Source organism: Zhengella sp. (assembly GCF_041397485.1).
Classification (GTDB): domain Bacteria; phylum Pseudomonadota; class Alphaproteobacteria; order Rhizobiales; family Rhizobiaceae; genus Zhengella.
Map to the genome: position 1 here is coordinate 748,386 of NZ_JAWKWO010000001.1, position 13,603 is coordinate 761,988.

13 protein-coding genes are annotated in these 13,603 nt (G+C 66.4%); 10 read left to right on the forward strand and 3 right to left on the reverse strand.

The features are described from left to right. Window positions 1-125 precede the first annotated feature (125 nt). Window positions 126-2,402, forward strand: a complete 2,277-nt coding sequence (gene glyS, locus R3D65_RS03475) for a glycine--tRNA ligase subunit beta (protein WP_371273839.1) — start codon at window positions 126-128, stop codon at window positions 2,400-2,402. A 95-nt stretch (window positions 2,403-2,497) separates the two neighbouring features. Here glyS and R3D65_RS03480 read toward each other — a convergent pair whose 3' ends face one another. Next, on the reverse strand, window positions 2,498-2,950 hold the full coding sequence (locus R3D65_RS03480) for a hypothetical protein (RefSeq protein ID WP_371273840.1): 453 nt from the start codon (window positions 2,948-2,950) through the stop codon (window positions 2,498-2,500). Window positions 2,951-3,096: 146 nt separating this feature from the next. Between R3D65_RS03480 and R3D65_RS03485 the strand changes: the two genes are divergently transcribed. From R3D65_RS03485 to R3D65_RS03495, 3 genes are all read left to right on the forward strand, one after another. Then, window positions 3,097-4,101, forward strand: coding sequence for an L-threonylcarbamoyladenylate synthase (locus R3D65_RS03485; protein ID WP_371273841.1), 1,005 nt, complete (start codon window positions 3,097-3,099; stop codon window positions 4,099-4,101). A gap of 6 nt (window positions 4,102-4,107) precedes the next feature. After that, the gene (locus R3D65_RS03490; RefSeq protein ID WP_371273842.1) at window positions 4,108-5,514 is read left to right on the forward strand and encodes an FAD-binding oxidoreductase; all 1,407 of its coding nucleotides are present in this window, start codon (window positions 4,108-4,110) and stop codon (window positions 5,512-5,514) included. A 248-nt stretch (window positions 5,515-5,762) separates the two neighbouring features. Next, window positions 5,763-6,323 carry a DUF6101 family protein gene (locus R3D65_RS03495; protein ID WP_371273843.1) on the forward strand — a complete coding sequence of 187 codons (561 nt, stop codon included), beginning with the start codon at window positions 5,763-5,765 and terminating at the stop codon, window positions 6,321-6,323. 15 nt (window positions 6,324-6,338) lie between these two features. Here the strand turns inward: R3D65_RS03495 and ubiA are convergent, their stop codons facing one another. Beyond that, on the reverse strand, window positions 6,339-7,322 hold the full coding sequence (ubiA, locus tag R3D65_RS03500; protein ID WP_371273844.1) for a 4-hydroxybenzoate octaprenyltransferase: 984 nt from the start codon (window positions 7,320-7,322) through the stop codon (window positions 6,339-6,341). Window positions 7,323-7,460: 138 nt separating this feature from the next. On the opposite strand from ubiA, the gene purD reads away from it, so the two are divergent. From purD to R3D65_RS03530, 6 genes are all read left to right on the forward strand, one after another. Beyond that, window positions 7,461-8,744 (forward strand): phosphoribosylamine--glycine ligase, encoded by a 1,284-nt coding sequence (gene purD, locus R3D65_RS03505; protein ID WP_371273845.1) that lies wholly within the window; start codon window positions 7,461-7,463, stop codon window positions 8,742-8,744. Next, window positions 8,741-9,097, forward strand: coding sequence for an arsenate reductase (glutaredoxin) (gene arsC, locus R3D65_RS03510; protein ID WP_371273846.1), 357 nt, complete (start codon window positions 8,741-8,743; stop codon window positions 9,095-9,097). Before purD ends, arsC begins: the two co-directional genes overlap by 4 nt. 92 nt (window positions 9,098-9,189) lie before the next feature. Further along, window positions 9,190-9,906, forward strand: a complete 717-nt coding sequence (locus R3D65_RS03515) for a TetR/AcrR family transcriptional regulator (protein WP_371273847.1) — start codon at window positions 9,190-9,192, stop codon at window positions 9,904-9,906. Further along, window positions 9,903-11,213 carry a phenylacetate--CoA ligase family protein gene (locus R3D65_RS03520; RefSeq protein WP_371273848.1) on the forward strand — a complete coding sequence of 437 codons (1,311 nt, stop codon included), beginning with the start codon at window positions 9,903-9,905 and terminating at the stop codon, window positions 11,211-11,213. Before R3D65_RS03515 ends, R3D65_RS03520 begins: the two co-directional genes overlap by 4 nt. Then, a complete protein-coding gene (locus tag R3D65_RS03525) occupies window positions 11,210-11,974 on the forward strand; it encodes an enoyl-CoA hydratase/isomerase family protein (protein WP_371273849.1) in 765 nt (254 codons plus the stop codon). Before R3D65_RS03520 ends, R3D65_RS03525 begins: the two co-directional genes overlap by 4 nt. Before the next feature lie 60 nt (window positions 11,975-12,034). After that, window positions 12,035-12,397, forward strand: coding sequence for an STAS/SEC14 domain-containing protein (locus R3D65_RS03530; RefSeq protein WP_371273850.1), 363 nt, complete (start codon window positions 12,035-12,037; stop codon window positions 12,395-12,397). A gap of 4 nt (window positions 12,398-12,401) precedes the next feature. Here the strand turns inward: R3D65_RS03530 and R3D65_RS03535 are convergent, their stop codons facing one another. Continuing rightward, window positions 12,402-13,598: an efflux RND transporter periplasmic adaptor subunit gene (locus R3D65_RS03535; RefSeq protein ID WP_371273851.1), complete on the reverse strand. Its 1,197-nt coding sequence runs from the start codon at window positions 13,596-13,598 to the stop codon at window positions 12,402-12,404. Window positions 13,599-13,603: the final 5 nt, after the last annotated feature.

A 13,603-nucleotide genomic window follows, 5' to 3' on the forward strand; every position in this document is an offset into this window, starting at 1 on the left:
CTGTCCTTGGCAGGACCGGGGGCGCGCCCATCTGCGGGCGCGCCCTTTTTCATGGGCGTGGCGGGTGACAAGACGGACGCGGCTTGGTAATCCGGCGCGTCTTTCCTTCTTGCTCCGGTATGACCATGCCCGATCTTCTGCTTGAACTCCGCTCCGAGGAAATCCCGGCCCGCATGCAGCGCAAGGCTGCCGGCGACCTGAAGAAGCTGGTGACCGACGGCCTCGTCGAGGCAGGCCTGACCTATGAGGCGGCAACCGAATACTGGACGCCGCGCCGCCTCGCGCTGGACATTCGCGGCCTGACGGCGCGCTCGAAGGATGTCCGGGAAGAACGCAAGGGCCCGCGCACCGATGCACCCGAAAAGGCCATCGAGGGCTTCCTGCGCGGCGCCGGGCTTGCCTCCATCGACCAGGCCGAAGTGCGTTCCGACCCGAAGAAAGGCGATTTCTACGTTGCCGTGATCGCTACGCCCGGCCGCGATGCCGAAGCCATCATCGCCGAGATCATGCCCGGCATCATCCGCAACTTCCCCTGGCCGAAGTCGATGCGCTGGGGCAAGGCATCGGCCGAGCCCGGCGCGCTGCGCTGGGTGCGGCCTCTGCAATCCATCCTGTGCACGTTCGGCCCGGAAACCGAGGAGACCCGCGTCGTCGATTTCGAGGTCGACGGCATCCGCGCCGGCAACGAGACGCGCGGCCACCGCTTCCACGCGCCGGACGCCTTCACGGTGCGCCGCTTCGACGATTATGCCGCCGGGCTGGAAAAGGCGAAGGTCATCCTGGATGCCGAAAGACGCAAGCGGATCATTGTCGAGGATGCGCGCAATCTCGCCTTTGCCAACGGGCTGGAACTGGTGGAAGACGAAGGCCTTGCCGAGGAGGTTTCCGGCCTGGTCGAATGGCCGGTGGTGCTGATGGGCGAATTCGAGGCCGAGTTCCTCGAAATTCCCGATGACGTGACGCGGCTGACCATCAAGACCAACCAGAAATGCTTCGTCACCCGCAAGGACGGCGCGCTGTCCAACCGCTTCATCCTCGTCGCCAATATCGAGGCGCGCGATGGCGGCAAGGAAATCGCCTATGGCAATGGCAAGGTTGTGCGCGCGCGCCTGTCCGATGCGCTCTATTTCTGGCACACCGACCAGGCGGATCTGCCCGATCTGGACCAGTTGAAGGGCAGTGCCGACACGTTCGGCCTCGACCTCGCCCGGCCTCTGGACCAGCGCATGGCCCGTCTCGATCATCTGGGCGTCACCTTCCATGCCAGGCTCGGCACGCAGGGCGAACGGGTGGAGCGTATCGCCAAACTGGCAGAAATGCTGGCACCCATTGTCGGCGCCGATGCCGCGCTGGCGCGCCGGGCGGCCCTGCTTGCCAAGGCCGACCTGCAGACGGAAGTGGTGCAGGAATTTCCCGAGGTGCAGGGTGCCATGGGGCGGACCTATGCGGCGCTTCAGGGCGAGGATCCCGCGGTCGCCGCGGCTATCGAGGAACACTACAAGCCGCAGGGCCCGTCCGATGCCGTGCCCGGCGCGCCCGTTTCCATCGCGGTGGCGCTGGCTGACAAGCTGGACACGCTGACGGGCTTCTGGGCCATCGACGAGAAGCCGACAGGTTCGAAAGACCCCTACGCGCTGCGCCGCGCCGCGCTCGGCATCATCCGCATCGTGGCAGAGAACGGCGTGCGCATGGGGCTTGCACAGGTGGGCGCCCGCCATCTGCAGCGCCTGTTGACGGATCGCGCCTTCGGCGACGAGGCTTTCCGCGACTATCTCATCGAGACCTATGTGCCGCATGAGCAGCGCGTTGCGGAGAATTTCGAGCACCAATGGGTCAATGACCTGGCACATGTGGCGGCGGCCAACGATGCCGGCGGGATTGCCGCCGACCTGCTCGCCTTCTTCCATGACCGGCTCAAGGTCTACCTGAGGGATTCAGGCGCACGCCACGACCTGATCGATGCCGTGATCTCGCCGGACAGCGACGATATCGCGCTGATCATCCGCCGCGTGGAGGCACTGTCGGCGTTCCTCGGCAGCGAGGACGGCACGAACCTTCTGGCCGGCACCAAGCGCGCCGCCAACATCCTGGCCGCCGAGGAGAAGAAGGGCACCGCCGTTGCCGGGTCCATCGATCCGGCCCTGTTCGAGACGGATGAGGAGCGCGCGCTTTTCGACAGCCTGGAAGAGGCGGAACACTTCGCCGCGCAGGCCATCGCGGCGGAGGATTACGAGACCGCGCTCGGTGCGCTGGCCCGGCTGCGCCAGCCGGTGGACGCCTTCTTCGAGGCCGTCCTGGTGAATGCCGAGGCAGACAAGGTCCGCGCCAACCGGCTGGCCCTGCTGGCGCGCATCCGGGCCGCCACAGGTCAGGTGGCCGATTTCTCGCGGATCGCCGGATAATGCAAAAAAGGCGGATCGCCAGGCTGGCCATCCGCCTTTTTCAAGCGTGCAGACAGGCTGAGGTCAGGGCCTGCCGGCGCGCATCATTCCGGCGCCTATTCGCGGCGCAGTTCCATGCCCCGGAAATCCGGTGCGGCCGGTGGATTGACCGCGGCGGTCCGGTTCTCGTCGATATCAACCGGCGCATCGCCGGGCGCCGGCACGCCGCCGGCCGATGCCGTGTCGAAGCCGTTGCCCGGGTTCTGGCCGGGGAACCCGTCCTCGCCCTCCGGCCCGGCAAGGTCGGCGATCGCGCGTGGCTTGTTCATCACTTCCGGGCGTTCGCCGATGATCTCGTCGAGGCTCATCAGGGCAGTGGGCCTGGCCGCGACCTTGACGGTTCTTGGCGCGGCCGCCTGGCTGGCAGGCTCTTCCACCGGTTCTGCCGGCGCGCCCATCAGGAAGACAGATGCCGATATCTGCGTGACCGGCGTGCCGTTCGGCAGCATGCCGGCATGAGCCCCCGTGGCCGCCAGCAGCAGACCGCCCGTGAGAAGGAGAAATTTCATCGTACAAACCCCGTGGAATCCCTTTTTCGTGACATGACCCTAGCAAGGGCTGCTGAAAATGCGGTTTTGGAAACGAATCAAATTTGAAGCATTTGCACGGCGCTTGCAGAGGCCCCGGCCAGGCGCTAGGAACCGGGCCTCCATGAATGGACAAGGGACCCGTGGCCGAGATCCTGAACGCTGACGATCCGGAAAGCCTGAACCGGGCGGCCGAGACACTGGCAGCCGGCGGTCTCGTCGCCATTCCGACGGAGACCGTTTACGGGCTGGCCGCCGATGCCACCAATGGCGCCGCCGTGGCTGAAATCTTCGCCGCCAAGGGCCGGCCCCGTTTCAATCCACTCATCGCGCATGTGGCTTCGCTGGACATGGCGCGCACAATCGGCGTTTTCGACGATACCTCGCTTGCGCTGGCCCGGCACTTCTGGCCCGGACCGCTGACCATCGTCGTGCCACTCGCCGCAGGAACAGCCATTCATCCGCTCGTCACCGCCGGGCAGGACACGGTGGCGCTGCGCATGCCGCGCGGTTTCGGCGCGGATGTCGTCGCAAGGCTCGGCCGACCGGTCGCCGCGCCCTCGGCCAACCGCTCGGGGCGCATCTCGCCGACAAGCGCGGAAAATGTGTCGGCCGACCTCGGCGACCGCATTCCGCTGATCATCAATGCCGGACCTGCCCCGGTGGGCGTGGAATCGACCATCGTGAAGGTAGAGGACGGCGCGGTGCGCCTGCTTCGGCCCGGCGGCATCGCCGCAGAGGATATCGAGGCGACGGGCCTGACCGTGATCCGCAACCGGCCCGGCGCGGCGGTGCAAGCGCCTGGCATGCTGGCGTCGCATTATGCGCCCGCCGCGGCCGTGCGGCTCAACGCGGACCGGGTGGCACCCGGCGAAGCGCTGCTGGCCTTCGGCCCGGTGCGGGCGGCGGGCCACGAAAAGGCGGCGGCGGTGCTCAACCTGTCGCCGGCCAGCGATCTCACAGAGGCAGCGGCCAACCTTTTTGCCTACATGCATGCGCTGGATGCGACGGGCGCAACGCGGATCGCGGTGGAACCGGTTCCGATGAACGGACTTGGCGAAGCCATCAACGACCGGCTGGCCCGGGCCGCAGCGCCGCGCGAGGGCGCGGGCGCGCGCAACGACAAGGACTGACACCCGATGGACGCGACATTGAAGAGCCGTTTTGCCGCCCTTGTCGGCGAGCCCCACGCGCTGACCGGCAACGATGCCATGGCGCCGCACCTGAAGGAGCCGCGCGGCCTGTGGGGCGGCAAGGCCGCCATGGTGCTCAGGCCCGGCAACACGCAGGAGGTTTCCGCCATTCTCAGGCTCGCCAGCGAGACCGGCACGCCTGTCGTGCCGCAGGGCGGCAATACGGGCCTTGTCGGCGGCCAGATGCCCGACCAGTCCGGCAAGGCCCTGATCCTGTCGCTTTCGCGCCTGAACCGCATTCGCGAACTCGACCGCGACAGCGCCACGATCACCGTCGAGGCGGGCACGGTGCTGCAAACCATCCAGGAGGCAGCCGACGGGGCCGGCCTGCTGTTCCCGCTGTCGCTCGGCAGCCAGGGTTCCTGCCAGATCGGCGGCAACCTTTCCTCCAATGCCGGCGGTACCGGGGTGCTGGCCTATGGCAATGCGCGCGAGCTTTGCCTGGGCGTCGAGGTGGTGCTGCCGACCGGCGAGCTGCTGGACGATCTGCGAAAGCTGAAAAAGGACAATACCGGCTACGACCTCAAGAACCTCTTCGTCGGCGCCGAGGGCACGCTGGGCGTCATCACCGCAGCGGTGATGAAGCTGTTTCCCAAGCCGAAGGGACAGGAAGTGGCCTGGATCGGCGTGGAAAGCCCGGAGGCAGCTCTTGCCCTGTTCAACCTGGCGACGGCACAGGCCGGCAGCGGGCTGACCGCTTTCGAACTGGTCCGCGATCTGGCCATGGATTTTGCCGTCACACACATTCCAGGCAATATGGCGCCGCTCGGCGGCCATCACCCATGGCTGGTCCTGATGGAGATTTCCTCCGGGCGGTCGGCCGAGGATGCGCGGGCGGTGACGGAAAGCATTCTGGAAACAGCCTTCGAAAAGGGGCTGGTGCAGGACGCCGTCCTGGCCGCCTCGCTGGCGCAGGCACAGGCTTTCTGGCGTCTGCGCGAAACGCTGTCGGATGCGCAAAAGCCGGCCGGCGCTTCCATCAAGCATGACATCTCGGTGCCCGTCGCCGCCATTCCCGCCTTCATCCGCGAGGCGGAAGCGGCGGTGAAGACCGTCAGTCCGCAGGCGCGGGTGGTCTGCTTCGGCCACATGGGTGACGGAAACCTGCATTACAACATTTCCGAACCCGCATCCGGCGATCCTGATTTCCTTAAACTTTACAAGCCGATGAACAAGGCTGTTCATGATGTGGTGCGGACGATGAACGGCTCCATCTCCGCCGAGCACGGCATAGGACAGATGAAGCGCGCGGAACTGATCGAAACCGCGCCGCCGGTGGGGATCGATCTCATGCGGCGGATCAAGGCAGCGTTCGATCCGGCGGGCATCATGAATCCCGGCAAGGTCATCTAGAACGGACCGCTCCGGTCGAACGCCTCGCCAAGCCCTTCCGGTATCAATCATAAACGATTTGATTATATTTCCTGCCACTTCCTTACACCGGGTCACGAAGTGCTAACCCTGTGGTCTGGCGAGTATTTCTTAACCGTCTTCCTTAAGCGCTCCGGAAACAGCGGGCGCTAATATCCCTGTCAACGAGACCGGAAAACCGGTCCGCCGGAGCCAAAACGGCCCGGGGAAGTTTTACAGGAAGGCGTCAAATGCAGACCAATACCAAGCCCGCATGGGCCGGACGCGACATGCGTCTCGACCCGGCCCGATTGCCCCAGATCGCCAGCTATGCGGCGCCGGACGACAGTGACGTCACGTTCACGATCCACGCAACGGGCGTTTCGGTGCGAAAGGTCCTGGTGCGCTCCGGGTTGCCCTGCTCGCTGGCTCTGCCGTTCAAGGCCTATCGCGGAGTCGCGGCACGCGCCATCGAGGACGAGTTCGGCGATGTGACCGTGACGCTGGAATTGCTGCATGGCGATCCCGCGCTCTGCGTGCCGCTGCTGGTGGCCGGCGACCTCTACGACATCGCTGCCGACTGGCGGGCCTGGGCCGACCATTGCAAGCTGCCCATGCTGCTGTTCGAGGCCGATGGCGTCGCCCGTTCGCTGGAAGACAGCCTCGGCGCGGTGAAGACCGCCGACCCGCAGGACCGGCGTCCCCGCCGCACGCCGCGCCGGCCGCGGGCCCGCTTCCTGATGCGCCGGCGCGTCGGCGACAGCGCGTTCCGGCTCGTCATCGAGGGCGAGGAAATCATCGCCCGGTCCTGATGCGGTCAGCCCGGCTCACAGGCCGGGCGAAATGCCTGCCCACACCGCCCCGCCCAGGAGGCCGAGGAAGACCAGCCATCCCAGATGGCTGTTCGACTTGAACAGCCTGAGGCACTGGTCGGGATCGTCGATGTCGAGCACGCGAATCTGGCGGACCATGTGAAAGGCGGCGGCGACAAGCCCGGCCAGCGCCGGGAATGGCACGTCGGCTTCCATGAAGGCCATGGCGAAGAACAGAAGCGCACCCGAATAGAGCATGGTCAGCGCGAATTTCGTGCGGCTGCCGAACAGGCGCGCGGTGGATTTGACGCCGACCAGCGCGTCATCCTCCTTGTCCTGATGGGCATAGATGGTGTCATAGCCGATGGTCCACAGGATGGCACCCGCATAGAGCAGCAGGGCCGGCGCGGCGAGCGTTGCGAACTCGACGGCCCAACCCATCAGCGCACCCCAGGAAAAGGCAAGTCCCAGAAAGAATTGCGGCCAATTGGTAAAGCGTTTCGCAAAGGGATAGATGGCGACCACGGCCAGCGAGGCGATGCCGAGCAGGATAGTGAAGCCATTGAACTGGAGCAGCACCAGGAGGCCGGCCAGCGCCTGGGCGGCAAGGAATGCCCAGGCCTGCCTGCGGCTGACCTGGCCCGACGGCAGCGGACGCGAACGTGTGCGCGCCACCTGCTCGTCGATGCGCTGATCCACCAGATCGTTGTAGGTGCAGCCGGCCCCGCGCATGGCGACGGCGCCGACGAGGAAAAGCGCCAGCACGAGAGGCGAAGGCAGCATGTCCGCCAGGGATGCGCCCAGCCTGCCGCCGGCGGAGGCGGCCATCGCCGTCGACCACCAGCACGGCCAGAGCAGCAGCCACCAGCCGATGGGCCGGTCCCAGCGGGCCAGTTGCGCATAGGGCCAGACGGGGCGCGGCAGAACCCGATAGACCCAATGGCCCGACGGCGCGTCGGCCACCCGGCCCTGCTTGTCTCTTGACTGCACTGTCTCCATGCCCGCCTGAGTGACAGGCAGGCGCGCCCGCGTCAAGCGGGACCGGCCAATTGCGGTTGATCCCTGCCGGGCAGTGCTTGACGTGAGCGCGTGCGGGGGGCAAACCCGCCGAACATGGCTTGGAACGGAGTGGACCGCATGAATGTGCTGCTGATCGGATCGGGCGGGCGCGAACACGCCCTGGCATGGAAGATCGCGCAATCGCCACGGCTCGGCACGCTCTATGCCGCGCCGGGCAATCCCGGAATCGCACAGGACGCAACCTGTGTCGCGCTGGATGTCTGCGACCATGACGCCGTTGCGAGGTTCTGCAAGGAAAAGGAAATCGGGCTGGTGGTCGTCGGCCCGGAAGCTCCGCTTGTCGCGGGTCTTGCCGACGATCTGAAGGCGGCCGGGATTGCCGTGTTCGGCGCTTCGCGCGAGGCGGCGCAACTGGAAGGCTCCAAGGAATATACCAAGGCGTTGTGCGACCGGAAGGCCATCCCCACCGCCGCCTGGGCCTCGTTCAACAATGCGCCCAAGGCCAAGGCGCATATACGCGCGCAGGGTGCGCCCATCGTCATCAAGGCGGACGGGCTGGCCGCCGGCAAGGGCGTCACGGTCGCCGAAACGGTGGATGAAGCCTGCGCGGCCATCGACGACTGTTTCGAGGGCGCCTTCGGCGAGGCCGGCGCCCGTGTGGTCATCGAGGAATGCCTTGTCGGCGAAGAAGCAAGCTTCTTCTGCCTGTGCGACGGTACCACCGCCCTGCCGCTGACCACGGCGCAGGACCACAAGCGCGTGGGCGACGGCGACACCGGGCCGAACACGGGCGGCATGGGTGCCTATTCGCCAGCCCCGGTGATGAGCGACGCGCTGGTGGCGGAGGTAATGGATACCATCGTCGCGCCGACCATGGCCGGCATGGCGGAAGCCGGCGCACCCTTTGCAGGCGTGCTCTATGCCGGGCTGATGATCACCGACAAGGGGCCGAAGCTGATCGAATACAATGTTCGCTTCGGCGACCCGGAATGCCAGGTGCTGATGATGCGCATGGAAAGCGACCTGCTGCCGCTGCTGATGGCGGCGGCGACCGGCCACCTTGCCGGAAAGACCGTCGGGTGGAAGGACGACGTGGCGCTGACAGTCGTCATGGCCGGGGCCGGCTATCCCGGCACACCGAAAAAGGGCGGCGTGATCGAGGGCCTTGCCGAGGCCGACGCGCTGGCTGGCGTGAAGGTGTTCCATGCGGGCACGGCGGAGAAGGACGGTCATGTCGTCGGCAATGGCGGACGGGTTCTCAATGTCACCGCGACGGGCGCAACGGTGACGCAGGCGCGCAAGCGGGCCTATGAGGCGGTCGGGTGCATTCGCTGGGCCGACGGCTTTACCCGCTCCGACATCGGCTGGCGGGCAATCGCACGCGAACAGGCAAAGGCATGAGCGCCATGGATGTCACGATCTATCACAATCCGCGCTGCTCCAAGTCGCGGCAGGCGCTGGCCCTGCTCCAGGAAAAGGGCCTTGAGCCGCGTGTGGTCGAGTATCTGAAAACACCGCCGACGCGCGACGAACTGGCAGCCATCGTCAAGGCGACGGGCGAGCCGGTGCGCGCATTGCTGCGCAAACAGGGTTCCCCTTACGAAGACCTCGGCCTGGACGATGGGAAATGGAGCGACGATGCGCTGCTCGACTTCATGGCCGAACACCCTTCCCTTTTGAACCGGCCGGTCATTGTGACGGAAAAGGGCGCCCGACTCGGACGCCCCACCGAGCGCATTCTGGAAATCCTCTGATCCCTGACCCGCCGTTCGCCGCGATCGGGCCCTCTTGACTCCCGCTCAAAAATGACACTGATATCATTTTCATTCTGGAGTTGAATTGGCACATGGCGAAACAGGTGGCAAATGCCGTTGCGGACCACAGCCGCGATACCGGTCCGGGCGAGACAGCGGCGTTGCACGGCGATGACAGGCCGGCGGCCTATCTCGCCGTACTGGATGCGGCGACAGGCGAAGGCAGCAAGACGGAGCGAACGCGCGCGCGCCTGCTCGCCGCTTGCGCCCGCCTGATGCAGTTGCCGGGCGCGCCCGTGCCCACGGTTGCGGCCATCTGCAAGGCAGCGGGCGTGGCGCATGGCACGTTCTATCTGCATTTCGCTGACCGGGCCGACTGCGCGGGCGCGGTGCTGAGCGGCTTCGCGGACTTCCTGAGAGTGCGCATGCATGCGGCATCCGCCGAGCCCGGCGGCGATCCGGTGCGCGCAGCCACCGCGGCCTATGTGCGGCTTTTCCGCGCCCATGCCGGGCTGATGCGCCATATGGCTGGCGGGCTGGACGCCATGCCGCAATGCCGCGCGGCATTTCACGCGCTCAACGCGCAATGGGCGGCCACGGTGACCGCTGCGATGCGGCGCAAGGCCGGCCCGCCTTGCCTGAACGCGGACGAGATCACGCGACGCGCCTATGCGCTGGGCGGCATGGTGGATCAATACCTGGTGCAATGGCTGCTGCTGGAGGACGAGGCGCTCGGGCGCCTTTCGACCGATGAAGACACAGTCATCGAAACGCTGACAACCCTGTGGAAGAAGGGCATGGAGCCATGAGCCTGATCGAGAATGCCGAGCGGATGAGCGCGGCGGAGCTTGGCCCGCACCAGCAGGCCGCATGGGACGAGCAGCGGCGGCACGTGATGGCGCATTCGCCCTTCCTTAACGCTCTCTGGCAGGGCACGACGCCGCCGGAAAAACTGGCCGATCTTGCCGCGCTGCCCTTTTGCGACAAGGCGGGGCTTCGCCTGTCGCAGGGTGCGCATCCGCCCTTCGGCGATTATCTCGCCACCGGGCTTGAAACGGTCAACCGCCTGCATCGCACCTCCGGCACGACCGGCCAGGCGATGAATATCGCGCTGTCGGCGCGCGATGCGCACATGACGGCGCAGGTGGGCGGGCGCAGCCACCGGGCGGCGGGTCTGACCCCGTCGCACATGGTCGTTCACTGCCTCAATTACCAGATGTGGATGGGCGGGGTATCGGACCACATGACGCTGGAGGCGACGGGCGCGGCGGTGGTGCCCTTTGGCACCGGCTCCACGGACCTCCTGATCCGCACCATCCGCGAAACCGGCATCACTGCCATTTCCTGCACGCCCTCCTATCCTTCCGTTCTGGAAAAGGTCATCCGCGAGCGCCATCCCGGCCTTGACCCGCGCGACCTGGGCCTTCGGCTCGGCCTGTTCGGCGGCGAGCCGGGGCTGGACGATCCGGCCTTCCGCGCCCGCGTGGAAGAGACGTGGGGCATGGCCGCGCGCAATGCCAATTATGGCGTGTCGGACGTGCTGTCGAATTTCGCCGCGCAATGCGAGCACGACACGCGGCTGCACTTTCTCGCCTCGGACATCCTGTATCCCGAGATCATCGACCCGGAAAGCGGCGCCGCGCTGGCGTTCGAACCGGGGGTGGAGGGCGAACTGGTGCTCACCCATCTGATGAAGGAGTGCCAGCCGCTGGTCCGCTTCCGCACCGGCGACATCATCGCGGTGGACGAAACCGCGCCGTGTGCCTGCGGCCGGCACGGCTTCCGGTTTCGCGTCGTCGGCCGCTCCGACGACATGGTGGTGGTGCGCGGGCTGAACATGTTTCCGACCATGGTGGCCGCGGTGATCGGCGGGTTCGACGCGCTTTCCGGCGACTACCGCATCGTGCTCGACACGCCGCCACCATACGATCACCTGCCGGTGCAGGCCGAGATGAGACAGGGCGCGGACGTGGCCGACAGGAACACGCTGGCGCGGGCGGTGGAGGACGCCATCAAGCGCATCCTTGGCGCCAGCGCACGGGTGGAGATCGTGCCGCCCGGCCATTTCCCTGTCACCGAAGGCAAGACGAAACGCGTGATCAGGAGCCATGCATGAGCGATTTTTCCTATGCCACCATCAACAGCCGCATGGGCAAGCATGATGGCGTGCGCATCATCGCGCTCAACCGGCCAGACAGCCTGAACGCCATGAACCGGGCGCTGATCAACGACGTGGCGCGCGCTTTCGATGACGCGAATGCGGATCCGCGAACGCGCGCCATCGTGTTCACCGGCGAGGGTCGTGCCTTTTGCGCAGGCGACGACCGGCGCGACCACGTTCACCCGGAAAGCGCGGAACAGGCGCGCGACCTCGTGGATGCCATCCAGCGGGCGACGGTTTCCATTGTCTTCGGCGCCAAGCCGGTGGTCGGCGCCATCAAGGGCTGGGCAGTCGGCGGCGGGTTCGAATGGGCGATCAATTGCGATTTCTCCGTTTGGGGCAAGAGCGCGAAAGGCTTCTTCCCGGAGGTGTCGCTCAACCTTTTCGTCACAGGCGCCGTCACCTCCATGCTGCCTGCCATGGTGGGGCTGGCAAAGGCGCGGGAGATGCTGTTCCTCGGCGAGCGCTACGATGCCGAAGCGCTGCTCGGTCTCGGCCTTGCCAACCGGGTGGTGGGCGACGACATGGTGATGGAAGTGGCAGAGGAAATGGCATCGAAGCTGGCGCAATTGCCGCCGCTTTCGGTGCGCGCCATGAAACGGGTGCTCAACCAGTCGGCCATGGCCGATATCCGCCGCGCGCTGGACCTCGAAACCGAGGCCACCGTCGCCGGCTTCATGGATCCGGAGACCACGCGCCTGCTCAAGGCATTTTGACCGGCGTCACCCGAAACATTCGGCGACGGCCTCCCGTTATCCTGAAAACAGGAGGTCCACATGCTGACAATCGAACGGGAAGACGGCGTCATGTTCCTGGACGCCTCGGGCCACATTTCAGCGGCTGACATCGAAGCTTTCGAACCGGTTTTCGAGCAATTCGCCGACATGCAGGGCAAGGTGCCCATGGTCATCGACGCCACCGACCTTGAGGGCTACGAACCGGCTGCCCTCTGGCACGACATGAAATTCGACACGACGCACCGCGATCAGATCGGCCCGGCGGCCATCATCAGCGGTGGCGGCTGGAAGGCGTGGGCGACGAAACTCTCAAAGGCTTTTTTCAAGGAACCGATGCGCCATTTCGACGCCGGCGAGCGCGAAGAAGCCAAGAAATGGGTGCTTTCACAGGCGCGGCAATGATGCCTCACCGCCGCTCCACCAGCACGCCATCGGCCACCTGGTCGCCGGGATAGACGATGACTGTGTCGCCCGCCTCCAATCCGGAACGCACCTGTGCCTTCTCGTCGTTCATGTGACCGAGTTCGACGCGGCGCACCTGCGCCCGCCCGTCCTCCACAACGAAGACGGTCCAGTCACCGCCGGTGCGGAACAGGGCGGCAATGGGCACGGCCAGCACATCCGGCTCGCTCCAGGTCTCCAGCGCCACGCGCACACGGAAACCATGGCCGAGCGCCGGCTCCGGGCGTTCGAGGTCGAGCACCGCATTGACGCGCTTTTCCTCGATCCCGAGCGCGGAGACCTTGGTGAAACCGGCCGGATCGACGCGGCGCAGCGTGGCCGGCACCGGATCGCCGCCCCAGCCGCGAATGGTGGCGCGGGCGCCGGGCTTCAGGCGTGTTGCATCCGATGACAGAAGCTCGGCAACCACTTCAAGCCTCGACGGATCGCCGACGGTCGCCAGTTCCATGCCTGCCTGCACGACCTGTTCGCTCTTCACCGCCAGCGACAGGATGACGCCATCGGCCGGCGAACGGAGGCGGTAGCAGCAATCCTCTTCCGGCTCCTTCAGCACCGCGTCGCCGGGCTGGATGAGGGCTGCGCGAGCGCTGGCCAGTTCGCTCTTGCGCAGCGCCACCTGCGCCTGTGCGCTCTGCACGGCCGCCTGTTTCACATCCACGTCAATGCGCGCGCTTTCCAGCCGGCTTTCGGAGATCGTGCCCTGGTCGGCCAGTCGCATGGCGCGGTCCTGCTCCGATGTCGCCAGATCGAGCGCGGCGCGGGCGCTTTCGGCCTGCGCCTCGGCCACCGCGACAGCGGCGCGGGCGGCTTCCACCCGGGCACGGGCCTCGGCACGGGTGCGCTCGTCGATGATCGGCGGGGTCACGGGGTTGATGGTGGCGACAACCGTTTCCCCGGCCTTGACCGGGTCGCCCACTTCCAGCAGCGAGCGGCCGACATTGCCCGCGACGGGCGCCGAAATGCGGTAAATCTCGCGCACCCGGGTTTCGCCATCCTCCTCGATGGTCACCGTCATCGGCCCCCGCGTTACCGAGACCATGTCCGCGGCAACGGGGCGCGGCTTGAAGGCCCACCAGAACCCCGCGCCCACGACAACGAGGACGGCCAGAATGATGGCGTTGCGCAGCCAGTGACCATGCATGAGGA

Excerpts from the sequence above, each read along its gene's own strand:
- glyS (WP_371273839.1), top strand. The coding sequence starts at position 126 with ATGCCCGATCTTCTGCTTGAACTCCGCTCCGAGGAAATCCCGGCCCGC.
- R3D65_RS03480 (WP_371273840.1), bottom strand. The coding sequence starts at position 2,950 with ATGAAATTTCTCCTTCTCACGGGCGGTCTGCTGCTGGCGGCCACGGGG.
- R3D65_RS03485 (WP_371273841.1), top strand. The coding sequence starts at position 3,097 with ATGGACAAGGGACCCGTGGCCGAGATCCTGAACGCTGACGATCCGGAA.
- R3D65_RS03490 (WP_371273842.1), top strand. The coding sequence starts at position 4,108 with ATGGACGCGACATTGAAGAGCCGTTTTGCCGCCCTTGTCGGCGAGCCC.
- R3D65_RS03495 (WP_371273843.1), top strand. The coding sequence starts at position 5,763 with ATGCAGACCAATACCAAGCCCGCATGGGCCGGACGCGACATGCGTCTC.
- ubiA (WP_371273844.1), bottom strand. The coding sequence starts at position 7,322 with ATGGAGACAGTGCAGTCAAGAGACAAGCAGGGCCGGGTGGCCGACGCG.
- purD (WP_371273845.1), top strand. The coding sequence starts at position 7,461 with ATGAATGTGCTGCTGATCGGATCGGGCGGGCGCGAACACGCCCTGGCA.
- arsC (WP_371273846.1), top strand. The coding sequence starts at position 8,741 with ATGAGCGCCATGGATGTCACGATCTATCACAATCCGCGCTGCTCCAAG.
- R3D65_RS03515 (WP_371273847.1), top strand. The coding sequence starts at position 9,190 with ATGGCGAAACAGGTGGCAAATGCCGTTGCGGACCACAGCCGCGATACC.
- R3D65_RS03520 (WP_371273848.1), top strand. The coding sequence starts at position 9,903 with ATGAGCCTGATCGAGAATGCCGAGCGGATGAGCGCGGCGGAGCTTGGC.
- R3D65_RS03525 (WP_371273849.1), top strand. The coding sequence starts at position 11,210 with ATGAGCGATTTTTCCTATGCCACCATCAACAGCCGCATGGGCAAGCAT.
- R3D65_RS03530 (WP_371273850.1), top strand. The coding sequence starts at position 12,035 with ATGCTGACAATCGAACGGGAAGACGGCGTCATGTTCCTGGACGCCTCG.
- R3D65_RS03535 (WP_371273851.1), bottom strand. The coding sequence starts at position 13,598 with ATGCATGGTCACTGGCTGCGCAACGCCATCATTCTGGCCGTCCTCGTT.